Source organism: Streptomyces sp. NRRL S-337 (assembly GCF_000720175.1).
In the GTDB taxonomy this organism is placed as follows: Bacteria; Actinomycetota; Actinomycetes; order Streptomycetales; family Streptomycetaceae; genus Streptomyces; species Streptomyces siderophoricus.
Window position 1 is genome coordinate 1 of the sequence record NZ_JOIX01000091.1, and the last position, 18,279, is coordinate 18,279.

An 18,279-nucleotide genomic window follows, 5' to 3' on the forward strand; every position below is an offset into this window, starting at 1 on the left:
CCACCCACCCTCCCCTTTTCCCCTTACGGGAGGGGACAGACCGGAGGACGAAGTCTGTAGGGCTGTCACCGCACCCGACACCCACCCAGCCCGCCGCAGGCGCAACGGCGACCAAGCCCGACGGCGCAGCAGATAGGTACGTGCGGGGCGCCGCAAAGCGCAACGGCGAACAACAACCGCGGCGGGACGGCGAGCCACGTGCGGGGCGCCGCAAAGCGCAACGGCGAGCAACCCCGACGGCGGGACAGACGGGTACGTGGGAGGCGCCGCAAAGCGCAGCGGAACGGCGGGACAGACGGGTACGTGGGAGGCACCGCAAAGCGGTCAGGCAAGGGCCGCCATGATCAAGACGTCGTGCCATTCGCCGTCCCAGTGCAGCGCGTCGCGCAGTCGGCCCTCCACCTCGAAGCCGCACTTCTCGTACGCCCGTTGGGCGCGCGGGTTGTACGGGAAGACCTCCAGCTCGACGCGGTGCAGGCGCACCCGGTCGAAGGCATAGGCCAGGAGGAGGCGGATCGCCTCGGGTCCGATGCCGCGGCCGGTGGCGTCGGCGGCGAGGGAAATACGGAAGCTGCCGTGGGCGTTGTCCTGGTCGATCTGGCTCAGCGCCAGTTCGCCGAGGTAGCCGCCGGTCTCCCGGTCCTCGATGGCGAGGTCGAGACGGTCGGCGCGCCCGGCGGCGGCTGCGCACCAGTCCTGCAGTTCGGGCAGCGTCCAGTCGCGGTGGGTGCCGGTCAGCCGGCGCATCTCGGGGTCGAGGAAGGTGGCGTGGAAGGCGTCCGCGTGGCGGAGCGTGAGCGGCACCAGCCGGATCCGCTCGCCCGTGAGCACCGGCTTCTCCGAAAGTGCGGTGGGGTCGATCATGACGGGATGATGGCGGGCCGCGAACGGTGCGGCAACTGAAATCGACCGGTGGGGGAGCCGGGCGGAAGGGGGACGGCGTGGAGCTGCGCCAGGTGCGGTACTTCGTCACGGTCGCGCAGGAGCTGCACTTCGGGCGGGCGGCCGAGCGGCTGCACATCGTGCAGTCGGCCGTGAGTCAGCAGGTCCGGCGACTGGAACGGGAGCTGGGGGCCGAGCTGTTCGACCGCTCGGCGCGCCAGGTGCGGCTGACGGCCATCGGTGCGCGGTTCCTGCCGGAGGCGCAGGCGCTGCTGGCGGCCGAGGAGCGCGCCCGCGCCGTCGTCGCCGAGCTGACCGCCGGCCGGGCCCGCACCCTGCGCCTGGGGACGAGCACGGGCCTGGGCGCGCATCTGGACCGGGTGCTGGACGCGCTGGCCGGGCTCGCCCCGGAGATCGGGGTGGAGCTGGTCTCGGCGCGGGCCCCGGAGCGGCTCGACCGGGTGGTCTCGGGCGAGCTGGCCGCGGCGTTCCTCCGCGGTGAGCCGGACGACGGCGGCCGGGACGGGCTGAGGTTCCTCCCGCTGTGGCAGGACCCGCTGGTGGCGGCCGTCCCGGCCCGGCATCCGCTCGCCACCTCGCCCGGCACGGTCGCGCTGACCGAACTCGCCCCCGTACCGCTGCTGCTGACCGAGCGGCGCAACAACCGCGCGCTGGTCGACCTCGTGGTCAACGCGTGCCATGACGCCGGTTTTGCGCCCGTTCCCGGTCCCCGGTACGGCTCGCTGGACGACACCTTGACCGCGATCGGCGCCGCCGGCCCGGCGGACGGGCTGTGGACCGTCGTCTACGCCTCGCACGCCGACCGGCTCCATACGCCCCGGGTGGCCTTCCTGCCCTTCCGCAACCCGGGCATGGAGCTCACCACCCACCTCGCGGTGCGTCGCAGCGATCCGCCGGCCGGACTGGAGCCGCTGCTGCGGGCTTGTGCGGAGGCGGGTGGCGGCGGGGTGTGGCCCGCCGCCTGAGACCGTCCCGTCTCGACCGTGATCGCTGCCTGCGCGATCCGCTTCTTGGCCTCGCGGGCCGTACGCGATGGACTGAGGGCACGTCGGCGAAACCGTCACGAACGGCCAAATGACCCGATTGACAAGGGAGTTCGTCATGCCCATCGTCACCGTCCAGCCAGGTCCGCGCAGCGTCGAGCTGAAGCGGGAGCGGGTCCGGCAGATCACCGACGCATTCGTGGACGCGTACAAGATCCCCGCCGAGACCGTGCAGGTCTGGATCCAGGAGGTCCCGACCGACAGCTGGGGCACAGCGGGCACGCTGGCGGCGGACAAGTAATCCCCCCACGTACTCGGCTGCAGCGCCGTGGTTGTTGCTCGCCGTTGCGCTTTGCGGCGCCCCGTACGTACCTGTCTCTCCCGCCGCGGTTGTTGTTCGCCGTTGCGCCTGCGGCGGGCTGGGTGGGTGTCGGGTGCGGTGACAGCCCTGCAGACTTCGTCCTCCGGTCTGTCCCCTCCCGTAAGGGGAAAAAGGGGAGGGTGGGTGGGGGCGGGTGTGGGGGAGGTCCCGTAGGGGACGGTCGAACAGATCCCGTAAGGGTCGCGAGGGCCCCCTTCGGGGCCACAACCGAACACGCCGGAGAAGCTATTCCCGCTGACCAGCGACATGAGGGATACGCGGCACAACGCGCGCCCCCACACACCCGCACACTCCCCCAACCGGGAGGGGACGGGCCGGAGGGGCCTTGTTCGTGGACGTAAAGCGACAGCAGTCCACGAACAAGGCCCCTACGCGCTATGCCACAAAGTGGAGACGCGCCGCCGCATCGTGGTGGATCGGGGTGTGCGCGCCGGTCAGCGGGGTGCCTGTGCCGCCGCGGCGGTTGGCGACGATTTCGGCGGCGATCGAGAGCGCGGTCTCCTCGGGGGTGCGGGCCCCGAGGTCGAGGCCGATCGGCGAGCGCAGGCGGTTGAGTTCGAGTTCGGTCAGGCCGACGTCGCGCAGTCGCTGGAGACGGTCCAGGTGGGTGCGGCGCGAGCCCATCGCGCCGACGTAGGCGACGGGGAGTTTCAGCGCGCGCTCCAGGAGCGGCACGTCGAACTTGGCGTCATGGGTGAGGACGCACAGCACCGTGCGGCCGTCGAGTTCCTGGGAGTCGAGGTAGCGGTGCGGCCAGTCGACGACGATCTCGTCGGCGTCCGGGAAGCGGGTGCGGGTCGCGAAGACGGGGCGGGCGTCGCAGACGGTGACGTGGTAGTTGAGGAATTTGCCGACCCTGACCAGCGCGGACGCGAAGTCGATGGCGCCGAACACGATCATGCGGGGGGCGGGGACGGAGGATTCGACGAGGAGGACGACCGGCTGCCCGCACTGCGAACCGCTGCGCTGCACTCCGTCGTCGCTCTCCGATTCTTCCTTGAGCGCGAAGCCGGCCCCTTCTTCCTTGAATGCGGAGCCGGCCCCGTCTTCCTCGGATGTGAAGCCGGCCCCGATTTCGCGTGTGGTGGTGCGGCCCGCGTCGAGCAGGGCGCGGGTCTCCTCGACGGCGGTGCGGTCGAGGGCGGGGTGGCCGCCGAGGGTGCCCTCGTGGGTGCCGTCGGGGCGTACGAGCAGCGCCCGGCCGAGGAGTTCGGCGGGGCCCTCGACGATCCGGGCGACCGCCGCCGCCTCCCCGGCGGCAGCGGCGGCCAGCCCGGCGGCGAGCGTGTCGGCAGTGCTGTCCACCCACTCCCCCGCGGCTCCGCCGGGTGCGGAGCGCGGGGCGCCCGTCCGTATCGGCTGGACGAGGATGTCGATGATGCCGCCGCAGGTCAGGCCCACGGCGAAGGCATCCTCGTCGCTGTACCCGAAGCGCTCCAGGACCGGTTCGCCGGTCCGCAGCGCCTCTTGGCACAGTTCGTAGACCGCGCCCTCCACGCATCCGCCGGAGACCGAACCGATCGCCGTGCCGTCGCCGTCCACGGCGAGGGCGGCTCCTGGTTGGCGGGGCGCACTGCCGTTGGTGGCCACGACGGTGGCCACCGCGAACTCACGGCCCTGCTCGACCCACCGGTGCAGCTCGTCGGCGATGTCCAGCATGTCGGTCTCCTTACGGATAACGGATGGGTGAATGCGGCGGATCAGTGGTGTACGCCCAGCCAGTTCTCGATCGGGTTGAGCGAGAAGTAGGCCAGGAACACCAGGGAGAGCACCCACATCAGCCAGCCGGGCTCGCGCCACTTGCCCTGCACGGCCTTGATGGCGACGTGGGCGAGGACGCCGGCCGCGATGCCCGCGGTGATGGAGTACGTGAACGGCATGAGGACCGTCGTCAGGAACACCGGGATGGAGGTCGCCGGGTCGTCCCAGTTGATGTGCTTGGCGTTGGTCAGCATCATCGAGCCGATGACCACCAGTGCGGCGGCGGCGACCTGGGTGGGGATGACCTGGGCCAACGGGGTGAAGAAGAGGCAGAGCGCGAAGCCCAGACCGGTGATGACGCTGGCGAAGCCGGTCCGTGCGCCGTCGCCGACGCCCGCGGTGGACTCGACGAACACGGTCTGGCCGGAGGCGCCGGTCAGACCGCCGACGATTCCGCCCGCACCGTCGATGGCCAGGGCCTTGTTCAGCCCGGCCATCTTGCCGTCCTTGTCGGCGAGGTTGGCCTGCTGGCCGATGCCGATGATGGTGCCCATGGCGTCGAAGAAGCCCGCCAGGACGAGGGTGAAGACGATGACGCCGATGGTGATGCCGCCGACGTTGCCCAGGCCGCTGAAGGAGACGTGGCCCAGCAGTCCGAAGTCGGGGTTGGAGACGATGGAGCCGGAGATGACGGGTGCGTTGCGGCCGCCCCAGTCCTTGACGGTCAGCCCGGCGAGCTGGTGGACGACCGCGGAGAAGACCGTGCCACCGACGATGCCGATGAGGATAGCGCCGGGCACCTTGCGGACCTGCAGCAGGAAGATCAGCAGGACGGTGAAGGCGAAGCAGAGCACGGGCCAGCCGGTGAGCATGTCGGCGGTGCCGAGCTGGATCGGCTTGGCGCCGGCGAGACCGCCCGGGCCGGGCATGGAGGTGACGAAGCCCGCCTGGACCAGGCCGATGAGGCAGACGAACAGGCCGATGCCCATGGTGATGGCGTGCTTGAGCGGCAACGGGATCGCGTTCATGATCAGTTCCCGCGCGCCGGTGACGACCAGCAGGACGATCACGGCACCGTAAATGATGCACATCGCCCAGGCGTTGTCCCAGCTCATCTGCGGGGCGACCTGGAAGGACATCACGGCGGACACGCTCAGGCCGGCGGCCAGGGCGAGCGGGACGTTGCCGAGGAACCCCATGACGATCGTGGTGACGGCGGCGGCCAGCGCGGTCGCCGTGGTCACCTGGTCGGCGTTGAGGGTGGCTCCGGTGATGTCCTTCGTGGTGGTCAGGATCACCGGGTTCAGGAGGATGATGTACGCCATCGCCATGAAGGTGGTGACGCCGCCACGCACCTCCCGGCCGACCGTCGACCCTCTCTCGGATATGTGGAAGTACCGGTCGAGCCAGGACCGGCCGGCGGGCTGGCGCGAGCCGTCGCCCGCGTCTTCCGCCGTGGTCCTCGGCTCAGTGGACTGCTGGGTCATGGTGCCTTACTCCCAAGGTTCAAAGGGGCACTCGCGAAGTGGCGAGATTTGGGATGGATCTTCGGCTGCACGACCCGGGGGACGGCCCGAGACGAACGTGGGGTACTGACTGCGTACGAGGCAGCAGCGACTGCGGTGGTGCGAGGGGGGAGGCTCCGGGCGGTGCGCGGAGGAGGACGGACAGGGACACCCCTTGTCGCGTACCGCCCGGAGGCCGGGGTCCGGGGGGAGCGCCCCCGGACGGCTCACTGTGTGCCGGTGAGGTGCTCCGGGCGCACCGGCGTCTTGTTGAGCTCCAGCCCGGTCGCGTTCCGGATCGCCGCGAGGACGGCCGGGGTGGACGACAGGGTCGGGGCCTCGCCGATGCCGCGCAGGCCGTAGGGGGCGTGCTCGTCGGCGAGTTCGAGCACATCGACCGGGATGGTCGGGGTGTCGAGGATGGTGGGGATCAGGTAGTCCGTGAAGGAGGGGTTGCGTACCTTCGCGGTCTTGGGGTCGACGATGATCTCCTCCATGACCGCCACGCCCAGGCCCTGGGTGGTGCCACCCTGGATCTGGCCGACGACGGACAGCGGGTTGAGCGCCTTGCCGACGTCCTGGGCGACGGCCAGCTCGATGACCTTGACCAGGCCGAGTTCGGTGTCCACCTCGACGACCGCGCGGTGCGCGGCGAAGGAGTACTGGACGTGGCCGTTGCCCTGGCCGGTGTGCAGGTCGAAGGCCTCGGTGGGCCGGTGGCGCCACTCCAGCTCCAGCTCGACGGCCTCGTCCTCCAGGACGTCGACGATGTTGGCGAGGACCTCGCCGCCGTCGGTGATGACCTTGCCGTCCTCCAGGAGGAGTTCGGCGGTGGCCCACGCCGGGTGGTACGAGCCGAACTTGCGGCGCCCGATCTCCAGGACCTTCTCGCGCACGGCCTCGCAGGAGTTCTTCACCGCGCCGCCGGTGACGTAGGTCTGGCGGGAGGCCGAGGTGGAGCCGGCCGAGCCGACCTGGGTGTCGGCGGGGTGGATGGTGACCTGCTGCACGCCGAGCTCGGTGCGGGCGATCTGGGCGTGGACGGTGACACCGCCCTGGCCGACCTCCGCCATCGCGGTGTGCACGGTCGCGACCGGCTCGCCGTTGATGACCTCCATGCGCACCTTGGCGGTGGAGTAGTCGTCGAAGCCCTCGGAGAAGCCGACGTTCTTGATGCCGACCGCGTAGCCGATGCCGCGTACGACGCCCTCGCCGTGTGTGGTGTTGGACAGTCCGCCGGGCAGCTGACGCACGTCGGCGCCCTCGCTGGACTCCCACTGGCGCTCCGGCGGCAACGGCATCGCCTTGACGCGGCGCAGCAGTTCGGCGACCGGCGCCGGGGAGTCGACCGGCTGCCCGGTCGGCATGATGGTCCCCTGCTCCATGGCGTTGAGCTGGCGGAACTCGACCCGGTCCAGGCCCAGCTTGTCGGCCAGCTTGTCCATCTGCGCCTCGTACGCGAAGCACGCCTGGACCGCGCCGAAGCCGCGCATGGCGCCGCAGGGCGGGTTGTTGGTGTAGAGCGCGATCGCCTCGATGTCGACGTCGTCGATGACGTACGGGCCGACCGACAGGGACGAGGCGTTGCCGACGACCGCCGGGGAGGCCGACGCGTAGGCGCCGCCGTCCAGGACGATCTTGCACTTCATGTGCGTGAGCTTGCCGTCCTTGGTGGCGCCGTGCTCGTAGTAGAGCTTGGCGGGGTGCCGGTGGACGTGCCCGAAGAAGGACTCGAACCGGTTGTAGACGATCTTGACGGGCTTGCCGGTGCGCAGGGCGAGCAGGCACGCGTGGATCTGCATCGAGATGTCCTCGCGGCCGCCGAAGGCCCCGCCGACGCCGGAGAGCGTCATCCGGACCTTCTCCTCGGGCAGGCCGAGGACGGGGGCGATCTGCTTGAGGTCCGAGTGCAGCCACTGGGTGGCGACGTAGAGGTCGACGCCGCCGTCCTCGGCGGGTACGGCCAGGCCGGACTCCGGGCCGAGGAACGCCTGGTCCTGCATGCCGAAGGTGTACTCGCCCTTGACGATGACGTCGGCGCGCCGGGCGGCCGCGTCCGCGTCGCCGCGGATGATGGGCTGGCGGTGCACGATGTTGGGGTGCGGGACGTGCCCGATGTGGTGGTCGTCGCGGTTCTCGTGGACCAGGACCGCGTCGGGGGCGACCGCCGAGGCCTCGTCGGTGATCAGCGGCAGCTCGACGTAGTCGATCTTGATCTTGGCGGCCGCGCGCCGGGCGGTCTCCGGGTGGTCGGCGGCGACCAGCGCCACCGGCTCGCCGTGGTGGCGGACCTTCTTGTGCGCGAGGACCGGGGTGTCCTGGATCTCCAGGCCGTAGTTCTTCACCTCGCTGGGCAGGTCGTCGTACGTGAGCACGGCGTAGACGCCCGGCATGGCCACGGCTTCGGAGATGTCGATCGACTTGATCTCGGCGTGCGCCACGGTGGAGCGCAGCGTCTGGCCCCACAGCATGTCCTCGTGCCACATGTCGGACGAGTAGGCGAACTCGCCGGTGACCTTGAGGGTGCCGTCCGGCCGCAGCGTGGACTCGCCGATGCCGGCCTTGGTCTTGCCGCCCTGGGTGAGGTTGGTGGGGGTGCGGGTGACACCAGCCATGATGATCAGGCCCCCTGTCCGGCGGTCTGGTTCTCGCCGCGGGCGGCCGCCAGCCGGACCGCGTCGAGGATCTTCTCGTAGCCCGTGCAGCGGCACAGGTTGCCCGACAGCGCCTCGCGGATGTCGGCGTCCGACGGGGAGTCGTTGCGCTCCAGCAGTTCGTCGGCGGCGACCAGCAGGCCCGGGGTGCAGAAACCGCACTGGACCGCGCCGGCGTCGATGAACGCCTGCTGGATCGGGGAGAGTTCGGTGCTCTCGCCCGGCTTCGCCTGCCACTGCTTGGCGGCGTCGATGCTGGTGCCGGAGCTGCCGCAGGCGCCGCTCGCGCAGCCGCCGTGCTCGGCCCGCTGCTTGGCGTAGTCGGCCAGGCCCTCGACGGTCACCACGTCGCGGCCCTCGACCTGGCCGGCGGCGACCAGGCAGGAGCACACCGGCACACCGTCCAGGCGGACCGTACAAGAGCCGCATTCGCCCTGTTCACAGGCGTTCTTGGAGCCCGGGAGGCCCATCCGCTCGCGGAGGACGTACAGCAGGCTCTCGCCTTCCCAGACGTCGTCGGCCTCCTGCTGGCGGCCGTTGACGGTGAATGTCACGCGCACTGTGCGCTCCTCTCATTGCCGCGGTAGGACTCCCAGGTCCAGCCGAGGGTGCGGCGCGCCATGATGCCGACCGCGTGCCGGCGGTACTTGGCGCTGCCGCGCACGTCGTCGATCGGGTTGCAGGCACCGGAGGCGAGCTGCGCGAACTGCTTGGCCACGGACGGCGGGATGGGGTTGCCGGACTCCCAGAAGCCGCCCTCCTCCAGCGCCGCGGCGAGGAAGTCCTCGGCCTCGCGGGCCCGTACGGGGGTGGGTGCGGCGGAGCCGATGCCGGTGCGGACCGTGCGGGTCTCGGGGTGCAGCGCGATGCCGAAGGCGCACACCGCGATGACCATGGCGTTGCGGGTGCCGACCTTGGAGAACTGCTGCGGGCCGTCGGCCTTGGGCAGATGCACCGAACGGATCAGCTCGTCGGGGGCCAGGGCGTTGCGCTTGACGCCGACGTAGAACTCGTCGATCGGGATCATGCGGCGGCCGCGGACGGACTCGGCCTCGACCTCGCAGCCGGAGGCGAGCAGCGCGGGGTGGGCGTCACCGGCCGGGGAGGCGGTGCCGAGGTTGCCGCCGACGCCGCCGCGGTTGCGGATCTGCGGGGAGGCGACGGTGTGGGAGGCGAGCGCGAGACCAGGGAGTTCGGTCCGCAGGTTCTCCATGATCTTGGTGTAAGGAACGGAGGCGCCGAGGCGCACGGTCTTCTCTCCGACCTCCCACTCGCTCAGCTCACCGATGCGGTTCAGGTCGAGCAGGTACTCGGGGCGGCGGTGGTCGAAGTTGATCTCGACCATCACGTCCGTGCCGCCCGCGATGGGCACAGCGGTGGGGTGCTCGGCCTTAGCGGCGAGCGCCTCCTCCCAGCTGGCGGGGCGAAGGAAGTCCATGGGTGGCCTCTTCTACGAAAAGATGGGGTCGTTCGCTGCTCATGGTGAGGAGCCGGGGCCCTCGTCGCCATCGAGCCGTTCATGTCTTGTTAACGCGGTTGGAGTCAGTGAACGCGCCCAGGACCCGCCCGGTGCAGTCACCGAAACCATGAAGCGGTTGGCTGGCCAAGCCACCTGTCTTGTAGATTCGAACGAAAGACGAGGCTCTGAAACCTCGCGGCATTCCACCGGCAACACCAGACAGCAAAGAACGGCGGGCGAGGTCATGCGGCTCCGCGCACTCCTGGACACCCAAACCCTGGGCCTTCGGCTGCTCGGCGGCGAGGACGAGCTGGACCGCACTGTACGCGGCGTGATGACCACGGACCTGCGCGATCCCAGCCGCTACCTCTCCGGCGGCGAGCTGGTGCTGACCGGTCTGGCCTGGCGCCGTGACCCGGAGGACTCCGAACGGTTCGTAAGGATCCTGGCCTCGGCCGGGGTCGCCGGGCTCGGCGCGGGCGAGGCCGAGCTGGGCGCGATCCCCGACGATCTCGTCCAGGCCTGCGCCCGGCACCGCCTGCCGCTGTTCTCGGTGGACGAGACGGTCTCGTTCGCGTCCATCACCGAGCACGTGGTGCGGCAGGTCTCCAGCGAGCGGGCCGGCGACCTGGCCGCCGTGGTGGACCGCCACCGCCGGCTGATGACGTCGGGCCCCACGGGCGGCGGTCCGGAGGTCGTCCTGGACCTGCTCGGCTCGGACCTGGACCTGCGGGCCTGGGTGCTCTCCCCTACGGGCCGGCAGATCGCCGGGTCGTCGCTGGCGGGCTCCGGGCCCGAGCTGCCCGCCGACCTGGCCGCCCGGCTCGCCGGTGAGCATCTGGCGGCCGCCCGCAGCGGCCGGCGCGGCCCGCACCGGATCGCCCTGGGGGGAGCCACGTACTCGCTGTTCCCGATCCGCCACGAGAGCCGTGACCTGCGGCAGACGCTGCTGAGCGACTGGCTGCTGGCCGTCGAGGCGGACGCCGGTGACTGGTCCGAGGAACGGCTCGACCTGCTGCACGGCGTCACCCAGCTGATCGCCGTCGAACGGGACCGGCGCGACGCCGCCCGTACGGTCCGCCGGCGGCTCGCACAGGAGGTGCTGGAGCTCGTCCAGACCGGTGCGCCGCCCGCCGAGATCGCGGCCCGGCTGCGGGTCGCGGCGCCGGTGCTGCTGCCCGGCCTGGGCACCGCCCCGCACTGGCAGATCGTGGTGGCCAGGGTCGAGTGGGAGGGCGGTGACCTGCCCGGCGGCCCGGTGGCGCAGTCCCTCCTGGAGGAGGTGCTGGTGGACCCGGGTACCTTCGGGCCGGAGCCCTCCGACCGGATCGCGGTGGCGCACACCGGCGACGAGGCGGTGGCGCTGGTGCCGCTGCCGGTCCCGGACGAGCCCGAGGACGGCTCGGCGGACGGGCTGCACGCCGGTGCGCTGCTCTCCGTCGTCCAGGAGCCGCTGGGCCGCGGGCTGGACGGCGACGGGCGGCTGACGGTCGGGGTGAGCGCCTCGGTCCACTCCGCGGAGGGGCTGCGCGGCGCTCTGGAGGAGGCCCGGCACGCCCGCCGGGTCGCCGCGGCCCGCCCGGGCCGGGTCTGCGCCGCCGGCCATGAGGAGCTGGCCTCGCACGTCCTGCTGCTCCCGTTCGTCCCGGACGACGTCCGCCGCGCCTTCACCGCCCGCCTCCTGGACCCGCTCCGCGACTACGACCGCCGGCACCGCGCCGAGCTGATCCCGACCCTGGAGGCCTTCCTGGACTGCGACGGCTCCTGGACCCGCTGCGCCACCCGCCTGCACCTGCATGTCAACACGCTCCGCTACCGGGTCGGCAGGATCGAGCAGCTCACCGGCCGCGACCTGTCCCGCCTGGAGGACAAGCTGGACTTCTTCCTGGCGCTGCGGATGAGCTGAGGGGCGGCCTCCGGACGGGCCGGCCGGCCCGTCCCGGTCACGGGCGCCCCCGCTCGGATCCGTAGGCCCGCGGCTGCACCGGCCGGCCGCGGGCGCCGCACCGGTGCCGCCCGCTGCACCGTGCCGCCGTCCGCCGTCCGCCGACCACCCCGAATCGGCCATTCGGGGTCATCCGATCGGGCGGCTTCCCGCCAACTCCGTACGGTGCCCGACCACCCGCCCGGCCGCGCGCCCGCCCGGTGACGGCCCCGGTCCGCGCCGCCCGGCCCCTCACGACCGGCCACGGCGCGATTGTGAATTCATTCACCCACCCCCTTGGCCGCGCCACGGAATCCGTGCTGAGATTCGCCCAGGCTTCCTGTTTCCAGCTCAATGGCGCGCTCGGGGAGGGCAATGTGGCGGATACCGCCATGTCAGGATCCGCGGATGCCGCGGATTCCGTCAGCACCGCCGAGCCGGTATCGCTCGCGGTACCGGCACCGGCACCCGCACCGGAAGTACCGGCAGCCAGAACGGTCGAGGGGGATGACCCCCTCGACCGTGCCGTTTGGCGGCTGCGCTCCCGTGGCTGCTGGGACGACGCGGCCGCCCTCCTGGAACCACACGCCGTCCGGCACGCCCCGGCCGCCCTGCGGCGCGCCGCGCTCCTGGTGGAGCGCTGCATGTTCACCACCACCGGCTGGGCCGAGGCGGAGGACGCGCTGCGCGCCGCCGAGGCGCTGGCCGGCAACGACGACGAACGCGGCGGCGCGGCCTGCGAACGCGGTCATCTCGCCTACGCGGCAACGGTGTTGGGCGTACGGGACCGGGCCGACGAGGCGCGTTCGGCGCTCGGCCGGGCGGCCGCGCTGCTCGCCCCCACCGCGGCCGGCCGCCCGCTGCTGGACTTCCGGCGCGGGCTGATGGCCGAGCACGTCGCGGACAGCCCGGACTCGGCCCGCGCCGCGTACCGCCGCGCCCACGCCGGCGCCACCGCCCAGGGCGACAGCCTGCTGCTGTCCTTCACCTGGCGCCATCTGGCCGGACTCGCCCTGCGGGACGGGGAGTTGGCGGAGGCCCGGCACGGGTTCGCCGAGTCGCTGCGGATCCGCGAGGAACTGGGCTTCCTCGTGGGCACGGCCCCGGCGCTCGCGGCACTGGCCGACGCCGCCCCGGAGGACGACGCGGACCGCCTCCGCGCCGAGGCCGCCCGCCTCTTCCGCCTCATGGGCGGCGTCCCCACCTGGCTCGCCGACCACCTTTCGACGGCCAGGGCGGCGACGTAACCCGGACGGCCACGGCCCGGAACGGAACGGCCGGGATCCTTCACGGGGATCGCCACCGGGGTCGCCGCCCACCGGGATCGCCCGCCACGAAACCAACGGTGCCGACACGCCAACCCGCAAACTCCCGAACACCGCTCCCCCGTTGGCGACGCTCAACCCTGGTACACCGCTTCCCTGTTGGCCACGTCCGGCACGGCGCTCCATAGAGGGCGGCCGGAAAACCGCACCACTTCACCCGCCCACCCCCCGAAGGGGGGTGGGCGGCGGGGAAAAACAAAAGAAGGTGCGGGTGGGCGGCGGGTAGGGGGTGGGCGAAGGGTGGGGCAGCCAGCCGCACCGCGCACCCACGCACACCGGCCCGCCCACGCGGGAGGCCCCCGCCCTCACGGGTCAGCTCCCTCTCGGGTGAGCACCGCCCCCGCGGGAGGCCCCGCCCTCACGGGGCCACGCTTCCGCAGGAGCACCCACCGACGCGGCACCGCCCCACCGACGCGCCATCACCCCACCGCCGCGCGCGGCAGTATCCCACCGCCGACGCCGCCCTGCCCCCCGCCGCGGCCCCGACCGCCGCCGCGACCCCGACCCACCCCCTCCCGCCCAGGACATGTCAAGGCATCGTCATCGGCCATGCCGAGGTTCGCCGCGATTGGCCGGGACGGGTCTGTCCTGAGTGCGGATCGGCCGGGGCGCGACGGTCGGCGGGTAGGGGCCCGGGGCGGCGCGGGGGGCGAACCGGGAGGTGGGCGACGCGCACCGGTCGGGCGGGCGGCGGGGATGCGACCTGCCCCGCCTGCCCCGAGAATGGCCTCAAGTCGCACTGTGAGCGGGCGACGCGGCCTGGATGCTGGTCCGGGACCAGCTGGGGCCCCTCCCCATCGACAGAGCCCACCAGGAGGCCATCTGTGGCAGCAGGAGTGACCAAGACGACCACTGGAACCGACTGGGGCAAGGCGGATTTCGAGGCGATCTACAACTGCCCTGATCCCCGTCGGTACTTCACCACCCTGCAACCCCTGGAGTACCAGATTCCGCACCACGGCCAGGCGGTGTTCCGCGCCCTGACCGAGACCCTGCGGCGAAGCCGCGGCGACCGCCCCCCGCTGAGCGTCGTGGACCTGTGCTGCTCGTACGGGGTCAACGCGGCGCTGCTCAACCACCGGCTGTCCCTGACCGACCTCTACGGGCGCTATGCCGGAGACCGCCCGGGCGGCCCGACGACCGGCCAACTGATCGACGAGGACCGCCCGTTCTTCGCCACCCGGCGGCGCGCCGAAGCCGTCCGGGTGACCGGCATCGACGCGGCGGAGCGGGCCGTGGGGTACGCGCGCGAGGTCGGCTTGCTCGACCACGGGTTCGCGGAGAACCTGGAGCTCGACGACCCGAGCCCGGAGCTGCGCGCCGTACTGGCCGGCACCGATCTGATCACCGTCACCGGCGGCGTCGGCTACATCTCCGCCCGCACCTTCGGCCGGCTCTTCGACTGTGTGGCCCGGCCGCCCTGGGTCGCCGCGTTCGTCCTGCGGACGGTCTCCTACCGGCCGGTGTCCGGCCTGCTGGCCCGGGCCGGGCTGGTGACCGAGCAGCTCACCACCCGTACGTTCCGCCAGCGGCGGTTCGCCGACGGCGACGAGCGGCGCGCGGCGTTCGAGGCGCTGGCCCGGCGCGGGCTGTCCATCGCCGGCAAGGAGTCCGACGGCTTCTACCACGCCGATTTCTACCTGTCCCGACCGGCCGCCGAGGTCGCGGCCCTGCCGCTGACGGAACTGCTGCCGGGCTGAGCGGTCAGGCCCGGGGCGGCTGAGCCGGTCGCCCGGCGAACGGCCCGCCCGGGCCGAGCCGGCCGGGCCGTCAGTGCGGGTGCCGGGCCACCGAGACGTGTTCGCGGGCGATGCGCTCGGCGACCGTGTACTCCTGGGCGATCAGGGCGTCGAGCAGTGCGGTGTGTTCGGAGGCGTCGGCCAGCAGCTCGGCGGTGCGCAGGCGGGCGCCGCCGGCTGCGGACCACTGGGCGCGGCGGAGCAGGTCGCCGGTGACCTCGGTGAGCCGGCGGTTGCCGGTGAGCGACATCACGGCCCTGTGGAAGGCGTGGTCGGCCTCGGCGTAGCCGGCCCGGTCGCCGCGGGCGGCGGCCGCGACGCCGGAGGCGGCGAGCGGGCGCAGCTCCTCCCAGCGCTCCGGGGGCAGCGCCCGGGCCAGCCGGACGATCGCGGGCACCTCCAGCATGGTGCGGACCTCGGCCAGCTCGGCGAGGTCGCGGGAGCTGCGCTCGGCGATCCGGAAGCCGCGGTTGGGCACGACCTCGACGGCGCCCTCGCCGGCGAGCTGCTGCATGGCCTCCCGAACCGGGGTCGCGGACACTCCGTAGCGCTCGGCGAGCGCCGGGCCGGAGTAGACCTCGCCGGGGGTCAGCTCACCGTCGACGAGGGCCCGGCGCAGCGCGGCCAGCACCTGGGCGCGGACCGAGTGCCGCCGGGGTGCGGTGGGACCGGGCTGCGCGGGTACCCAGGCCCGTGCGCGCGGCTGCTGCTCCGCTGTGCCCTGCTCCATGGCGGCTTCTTCTGACATTCCCAGCACGATAGGCGGCCTCGGCGATAGTTCAAATCCGGAAGGAGGCGGAACGGCCGGTCCAGGCCCTCGTACAGGTGGCTCAGGACTGGCTCGCGAGGGGCCCGGGTAGGGTTTCCGATAAGGTAAGCCTTACCTGCCCACGCTCGCGATTCGGTGGTCACCCCCATGGCTTCTGCCCTCGCCGCCCCGCCCGTCACACACCCCGTCACCGAGTCGTACGCGCGCCTGTCGGAGGTGTTCCCCGGCCTGCGGGTGTCGCTGTGGGACGCGGCGCCGCCGACCGGTGACGGCTGGGTGTGCGCGGCCGGGCTCGCGGCCGGCGGCGAGGCCCTGGAGTCCTTCCTGGCCTGGGACGATGCCCAGATCCAGCGGGACTACGGGCAGTCCGCCCGGCCCGATGTCATCGCCAGTTTCGCGCTGCACCGCTACGCCTGGCCGGCCTGCCTGCTGATCACCGTCCCGTGGTTCCTGCACCGCCGGGTGCCGTACCTGCCCGTGCAGGACGTCTGCTTCCAGCGCGAGCTGGGCCGGATGGCCGTGCGCATCGGCTCGTTCGGGTGTCTCCCGGACGATCCGGCGGCGGCGCTGCCGGGTGCCCGGGTGGTGCCGGACGAGGAGGCGCTGCGCGCGGAGGTGCGGGCGGCGGTGGCCGGGCATCTGGCGCCCGTCCTGGAAGGCTTCCGCGGGCGGATGCGGCGCGGTCCGCGGGCGCTGTGGGGCATGGCCTCCGACGAGATCGTCGAGGGGCTGTGGTACCTGGGTCACCTGCTGGGCGAGGAGCCGCGCGCGGTGGCGGAGCTGGAGCGGCTGCTGCCGGGCGCCACCTCACCGTATGTGGGCGGCGCCGGTTTCCGTACGCTGACCGGCCCGGACGGGGCCGCGCTGCAGACCCGGGACCGCGCCAGCTGCTGCATGTTCTACACGCTGCGCCCCGAGGACACCTGCATCACCTGTCCGCGGACCTGCGACGCGGATCGCATCACCCGCCTCACCGCAACCACCTGACCCCCACACCACCCGTTCGGGTCGCCGAATTCGAACCCAACCGGCCGTGCGCATACGGCAGTTCGAGGTCGGCGTCCGCTATCTGCCGGTCCTCCCCCTCCTTGGCGTTCTCTTGCTCCGAAAGCCCTTGGGGGCCGAGTGGATTCCGCCAGGATGTCGCGCGAAATCGCGTATCCGAGGCAAGGGATCCCCACCATGAGAACGACCGACATATCGCTGGATTGGCTTGTTCCCGGCGTCCTGTCGCTGGGTGCCGTGTTGGCCGCCGCGGTGCTGGTGGTGCGCGGCCGCCGGGCGGCCGCGCAGTCGGGCGGCGACGACTCCTGGGAACGCAGCGAGGAGCGCCGCCGCCGCAAGGAGGCCGTCTTCGCCTCCGCCTCCTATCTGCTGCTCTTCTGCTGTGCCGCGGTCGCCGCCGCGCTGTCCTTCCACGGACTGGTCGGCTTCGGCGTCCAGAACCTCGGGCTCACCGGCGGCTGGGAGTACCTGGTGCCGTTCGGCCTCGACGGTGCGGCGATGTTCTGCTCGGTGCTCGCCGTGCGCGAGGCCAGTCACGGCGACGCGGCGCTGGGCTCGCGCATGCTGGTATGGACCTTCGCGGGCGCCGCGGCGTGGTTCAACTGGGTGCATGCGCCGCGCGGCCTGGACCATGCCGGCGCCCCGCAGTTCTTCGCCGGGATGTCGCTGTCGGCCGCGGTCCTCTTCGACCGCGCGTTGAAGCAGACCCGCCGGGCGGCGCTGCGGGAACAGGGCCTGGTGCCCCGGCCGCTGCCGCAGATCCGGATCGTGCGCTGGCTGCGCGCGCCCCGCGAGACCTTCGCGGCCTGGTCGCTGATGCTGCTGGAGGGCGTACGGACGCTGGACGAGGCGGTCGAGGAGGTCCGCGAGGACCGGCGGGAGCGGGAGCAGAACCGCTTGCGCCGCCGCGAGCAGGGCAAGCTCGACCGGGCCCGGATCAAGGCGATCAACCGCCAGCACCGCGGCTGGGGCATCGGCCGGAGCGGCGGCCGGCAGTTGGCGGTCACCCCCGCCGGCGCCGAGGTGGCAGGTCCGGACTCCGCCATAGCCGGCGATCCGCCGCCCCTGCCCGCCGTAGAGCTGCCGCTGCGCTCCCGCCCGGCCCTCAAGGCCGTATCCGGCGCTGACCCCGACGCGGTCACCGCCACGGACACCGTCGATCCCGCGACCCGGTCCTGGCGGGCCGTGGACCTCACCGCGGAGGACGACACCCAGACGCTGCCCCGTCTGGACTCCCTGGAGGAGAAACTCGCCGAGATCGAACGGCAATTCGGCTGACCGGCGGCGGACCGCGTCGGCCGACACCCCCCGACTCCTGGTCAGGCCGGTCCGCCGCCCAGCTCGAACCAGACACACTTGCCGAATCCCTCGCTGCGTATCCCCCACGCGTCGGCCAGGGCACGCACCAGCATCAGCCCCCGGCCCGAGGTCCCGTCCGCGCTCGCCGCACGCACCTCAGGACGCCCGGGAGCGCAGTCCCGCACCTCGACCCGCAGCCGGTCGCCGACCTTCGCCGTGACCACCGCATCGCCCTCGGCGTGGACCAGGGCGTTGGTGACCAGCTCGCTGGTGAGCAGCGTGGCGACCTCCGCGAGCTCGCCGCCACCGGGTGCCGCCCACCGGCTGAGTAACTGCCGTAGTTCCCCGCGTATCTCGCCCACCGCGCGCAGATCCGCCCGGCGCACCTTCCGCTCCAGCACGCCCGGCGTCCGCGCCGTGCCCCCCTCGCTCTGCTGGGTCGTCGTCTGTCGTCTTTCCCGTTCCTCGCGTCGCACAGGCTGACGCATACTCTCCCCCGCCCCCCACGGACCCAGGCGTCCGGTCTCGAACAGCCTCACGGTCAGCATGCCCATCGGATCAGTCGCCATGCTTCCGTCGGCTTCCGCTTCGGGGCGCGCGGTCGTCCGCGCGCCGGGTGGGCGGGCCGGGC

Annotated in this window: 15 protein-coding genes; 7 read left to right on the plus strand and 8 right to left on the minus strand. The window is 72.5% G+C overall.

The window, feature by feature from the left end; all coding sequences use genetic code 11:
- Nucleotides 1-324 precede the first annotated feature (324 nt).
- Entirely contained in the window at nt 325-864 is a 540-nt protein-coding gene (locus tag IG62_RS0135985; RefSeq protein WP_030813617.1) for a GNAT family N-acetyltransferase, read from the minus strand.
- 77 nt (nt 865-941) lie between these two features.
- On the opposite strand from IG62_RS0135985, the gene IG62_RS0135990 reads away from it, so the two are divergent.
- Nucleotides 942-1,868 carry a LysR family transcriptional regulator gene (locus IG62_RS0135990; protein ID WP_030813620.1) on the plus strand — a complete coding sequence of 309 codons (927 nt, stop codon included), beginning with the start codon at nt 942-944 and terminating at the stop codon, nt 1,866-1,868.
- Nucleotides 1,869-2,004: 136 nt separating this feature from the next.
- Nucleotides 2,005-2,187: a 4-oxalocrotonate tautomerase DmpI gene (gene dmpI, locus IG62_RS0135995; protein ID WP_030813622.1), complete on the plus strand. Its 183-nt coding sequence runs from the start codon at nt 2,005-2,007 to the stop codon at nt 2,185-2,187.
- A 456-nt stretch (nt 2,188-2,643) separates the two neighbouring features.
- On the opposite strand, the gene IG62_RS42685 is transcribed toward dmpI, so the two are convergent.
- From IG62_RS42685 to IG62_RS0136025, 5 genes are all read right to left on the minus strand, one after another.
- A complete protein-coding gene (locus tag IG62_RS42685) occupies nt 2,644-3,927 on the minus strand; it encodes an XdhC family protein (RefSeq protein ID WP_037840182.1) in 1,284 nt (427 codons plus the stop codon).
- A 41-nt stretch (nt 3,928-3,968) separates the two neighbouring features.
- Nucleotides 3,969-5,456: an NCS2 family permease gene (locus IG62_RS0136010; RefSeq protein WP_030813625.1), complete on the minus strand. Its 1,488-nt coding sequence runs from the start codon at nt 5,454-5,456 to the stop codon at nt 3,969-3,971.
- 245 nt (nt 5,457-5,701) lie between these two features.
- A complete protein-coding gene (locus IG62_RS0136015; RefSeq protein WP_030813629.1) occupies nt 5,702-8,089 on the minus strand; it encodes a xanthine dehydrogenase family protein molybdopterin-binding subunit in 2,388 nt (795 codons plus the stop codon).
- A gap of 5 nt (nt 8,090-8,094) precedes the next feature.
- Nucleotides 8,095-8,688 (minus strand): (2Fe-2S)-binding protein, encoded by a 594-nt coding sequence (locus tag IG62_RS0136020; protein WP_030813633.1) that lies wholly within the window; start codon nt 8,686-8,688, stop codon nt 8,095-8,097.
- On the minus strand, nt 8,679-9,566 hold the full coding sequence (locus IG62_RS0136025; RefSeq protein WP_030813635.1) for an FAD binding domain-containing protein: 888 nt from the start codon (nt 9,564-9,566) through the stop codon (nt 8,679-8,681). Before IG62_RS0136025 ends, IG62_RS0136020 begins: the two co-directional genes overlap by 10 nt.
- Before the next feature lie 265 nt (nt 9,567-9,831).
- On the opposite strand from IG62_RS0136025, the gene IG62_RS0136030 reads away from it, so the two are divergent.
- The 3 genes from IG62_RS0136030 to IG62_RS0136040 all read left to right on the plus strand — a co-directional run bounded on the left by IG62_RS0136030 (nt 9,832) and on the right by IG62_RS0136040 (nt 14,536).
- Nucleotides 9,832-11,493 carry a PucR family transcriptional regulator gene (locus IG62_RS0136030; protein ID WP_030813638.1) on the plus strand — a complete coding sequence of 554 codons (1,662 nt, stop codon included), beginning with the start codon at nt 9,832-9,834 and terminating at the stop codon, nt 11,491-11,493.
- A 410-nt stretch (nt 11,494-11,903) separates the two neighbouring features.
- Complete coding sequence (locus IG62_RS0136035; RefSeq protein ID WP_234326887.1) at nt 11,904-12,758, plus strand: hypothetical protein; 855 nt, start codon at nt 11,904-11,906, stop codon at nt 12,756-12,758.
- A 914-nt stretch (nt 12,759-13,672) separates the two neighbouring features.
- Nucleotides 13,673-14,536 carry a hypothetical protein gene (locus IG62_RS0136040; protein ID WP_030813643.1) on the plus strand — a complete coding sequence of 288 codons (864 nt, stop codon included), beginning with the start codon at nt 13,673-13,675 and terminating at the stop codon, nt 14,534-14,536.
- A 70-nt stretch (nt 14,537-14,606) separates the two neighbouring features.
- Here the strand turns inward: IG62_RS0136040 and IG62_RS0136045 are convergent, their stop codons facing one another.
- Nucleotides 14,607-15,305 (minus strand): GntR family transcriptional regulator, encoded by a 699-nt coding sequence (locus IG62_RS0136045; protein WP_030813645.1) that lies wholly within the window; start codon nt 15,303-15,305, stop codon nt 14,607-14,609.
- A 186-nt stretch (nt 15,306-15,491) separates the two neighbouring features.
- Here IG62_RS0136045 and IG62_RS0136050 point away from each other — a divergent pair, with 186 nt between their 5' ends.
- Together IG62_RS0136050 and IG62_RS0136055 are read left to right on the plus strand one after the other, a co-directional pair.
- Nucleotides 15,492-16,331, plus strand: coding sequence for a (2Fe-2S)-binding protein (locus tag IG62_RS0136050; protein WP_030813649.1), 840 nt, complete (start codon nt 15,492-15,494; stop codon nt 16,329-16,331).
- 195 nt (nt 16,332-16,526) lie between these two features.
- Nucleotides 16,527-17,627 carry a DUF2637 domain-containing protein gene (locus tag IG62_RS0136055; protein ID WP_030813652.1) on the plus strand — a complete coding sequence of 367 codons (1,101 nt, stop codon included), beginning with the start codon at nt 16,527-16,529 and terminating at the stop codon, nt 17,625-17,627.
- 41 nt (nt 17,628-17,668) lie between these two features.
- Here the strand turns inward: IG62_RS0136055 and IG62_RS0136060 are convergent, their stop codons facing one another.
- Nucleotides 17,669-18,046: an ATP-binding protein gene (locus tag IG62_RS0136060; RefSeq protein WP_030813656.1), complete on the minus strand. Its 378-nt coding sequence runs from the start codon at nt 18,044-18,046 to the stop codon at nt 17,669-17,671.
- Nucleotides 18,047-18,279: the final 233 nt, after the last annotated feature.

Excerpts from the sequence above, each read along its gene's own strand:
- IG62_RS0136055 (WP_030813652.1), top strand. The coding sequence starts at position 16,527 with ATGAGAACGACCGACATATCGCTGGATTGGCTTGTTCCCGGCGTCCTG.
- IG62_RS0136030 (WP_030813638.1), top strand. The coding sequence starts at position 9,832 with ATGCGGCTCCGCGCACTCCTGGACACCCAAACCCTGGGCCTTCGGCTG.
- IG62_RS0135985 (WP_030813617.1), bottom strand. The coding sequence starts at position 864 with ATGATCGACCCCACCGCACTTTCGGAGAAGCCGGTGCTCACGGGCGAG.
- IG62_RS42685 (WP_037840182.1), bottom strand. The coding sequence starts at position 3,927 with ATGCTGGACATCGCCGACGAGCTGCACCGGTGGGTCGAGCAGGGCCGT.
- IG62_RS0136015 (WP_030813629.1), bottom strand. The coding sequence starts at position 8,089 with ATGGCTGGTGTCACCCGCACCCCCACCAACCTCACCCAGGGCGGCAAG.
- IG62_RS0136025 (WP_030813635.1), bottom strand. The coding sequence starts at position 9,566 with ATGGACTTCCTTCGCCCCGCCAGCTGGGAGGAGGCGCTCGCCGCTAAG.
- IG62_RS0136045 (WP_030813645.1), bottom strand. The coding sequence starts at position 15,305 with ATGGAGCAGGGCACAGCGGAGCAGCAGCCGCGCGCACGGGCCTGGGTA.
- IG62_RS0136050 (WP_030813649.1), top strand. The coding sequence starts at position 15,492 with ATGGCTTCTGCCCTCGCCGCCCCGCCCGTCACACACCCCGTCACCGAG.
- IG62_RS0136010 (WP_030813625.1), bottom strand. The coding sequence starts at position 5,456 with ATGACCCAGCAGTCCACTGAGCCGAGGACCACGGCGGAAGACGCGGGC.
- IG62_RS0136035 (WP_234326887.1), top strand. The coding sequence starts at position 11,904 with ATGTCAGGATCCGCGGATGCCGCGGATTCCGTCAGCACCGCCGAGCCG.
- dmpI (WP_030813622.1), top strand. The coding sequence starts at position 2,005 with ATGCCCATCGTCACCGTCCAGCCAGGTCCGCGCAGCGTCGAGCTGAAG.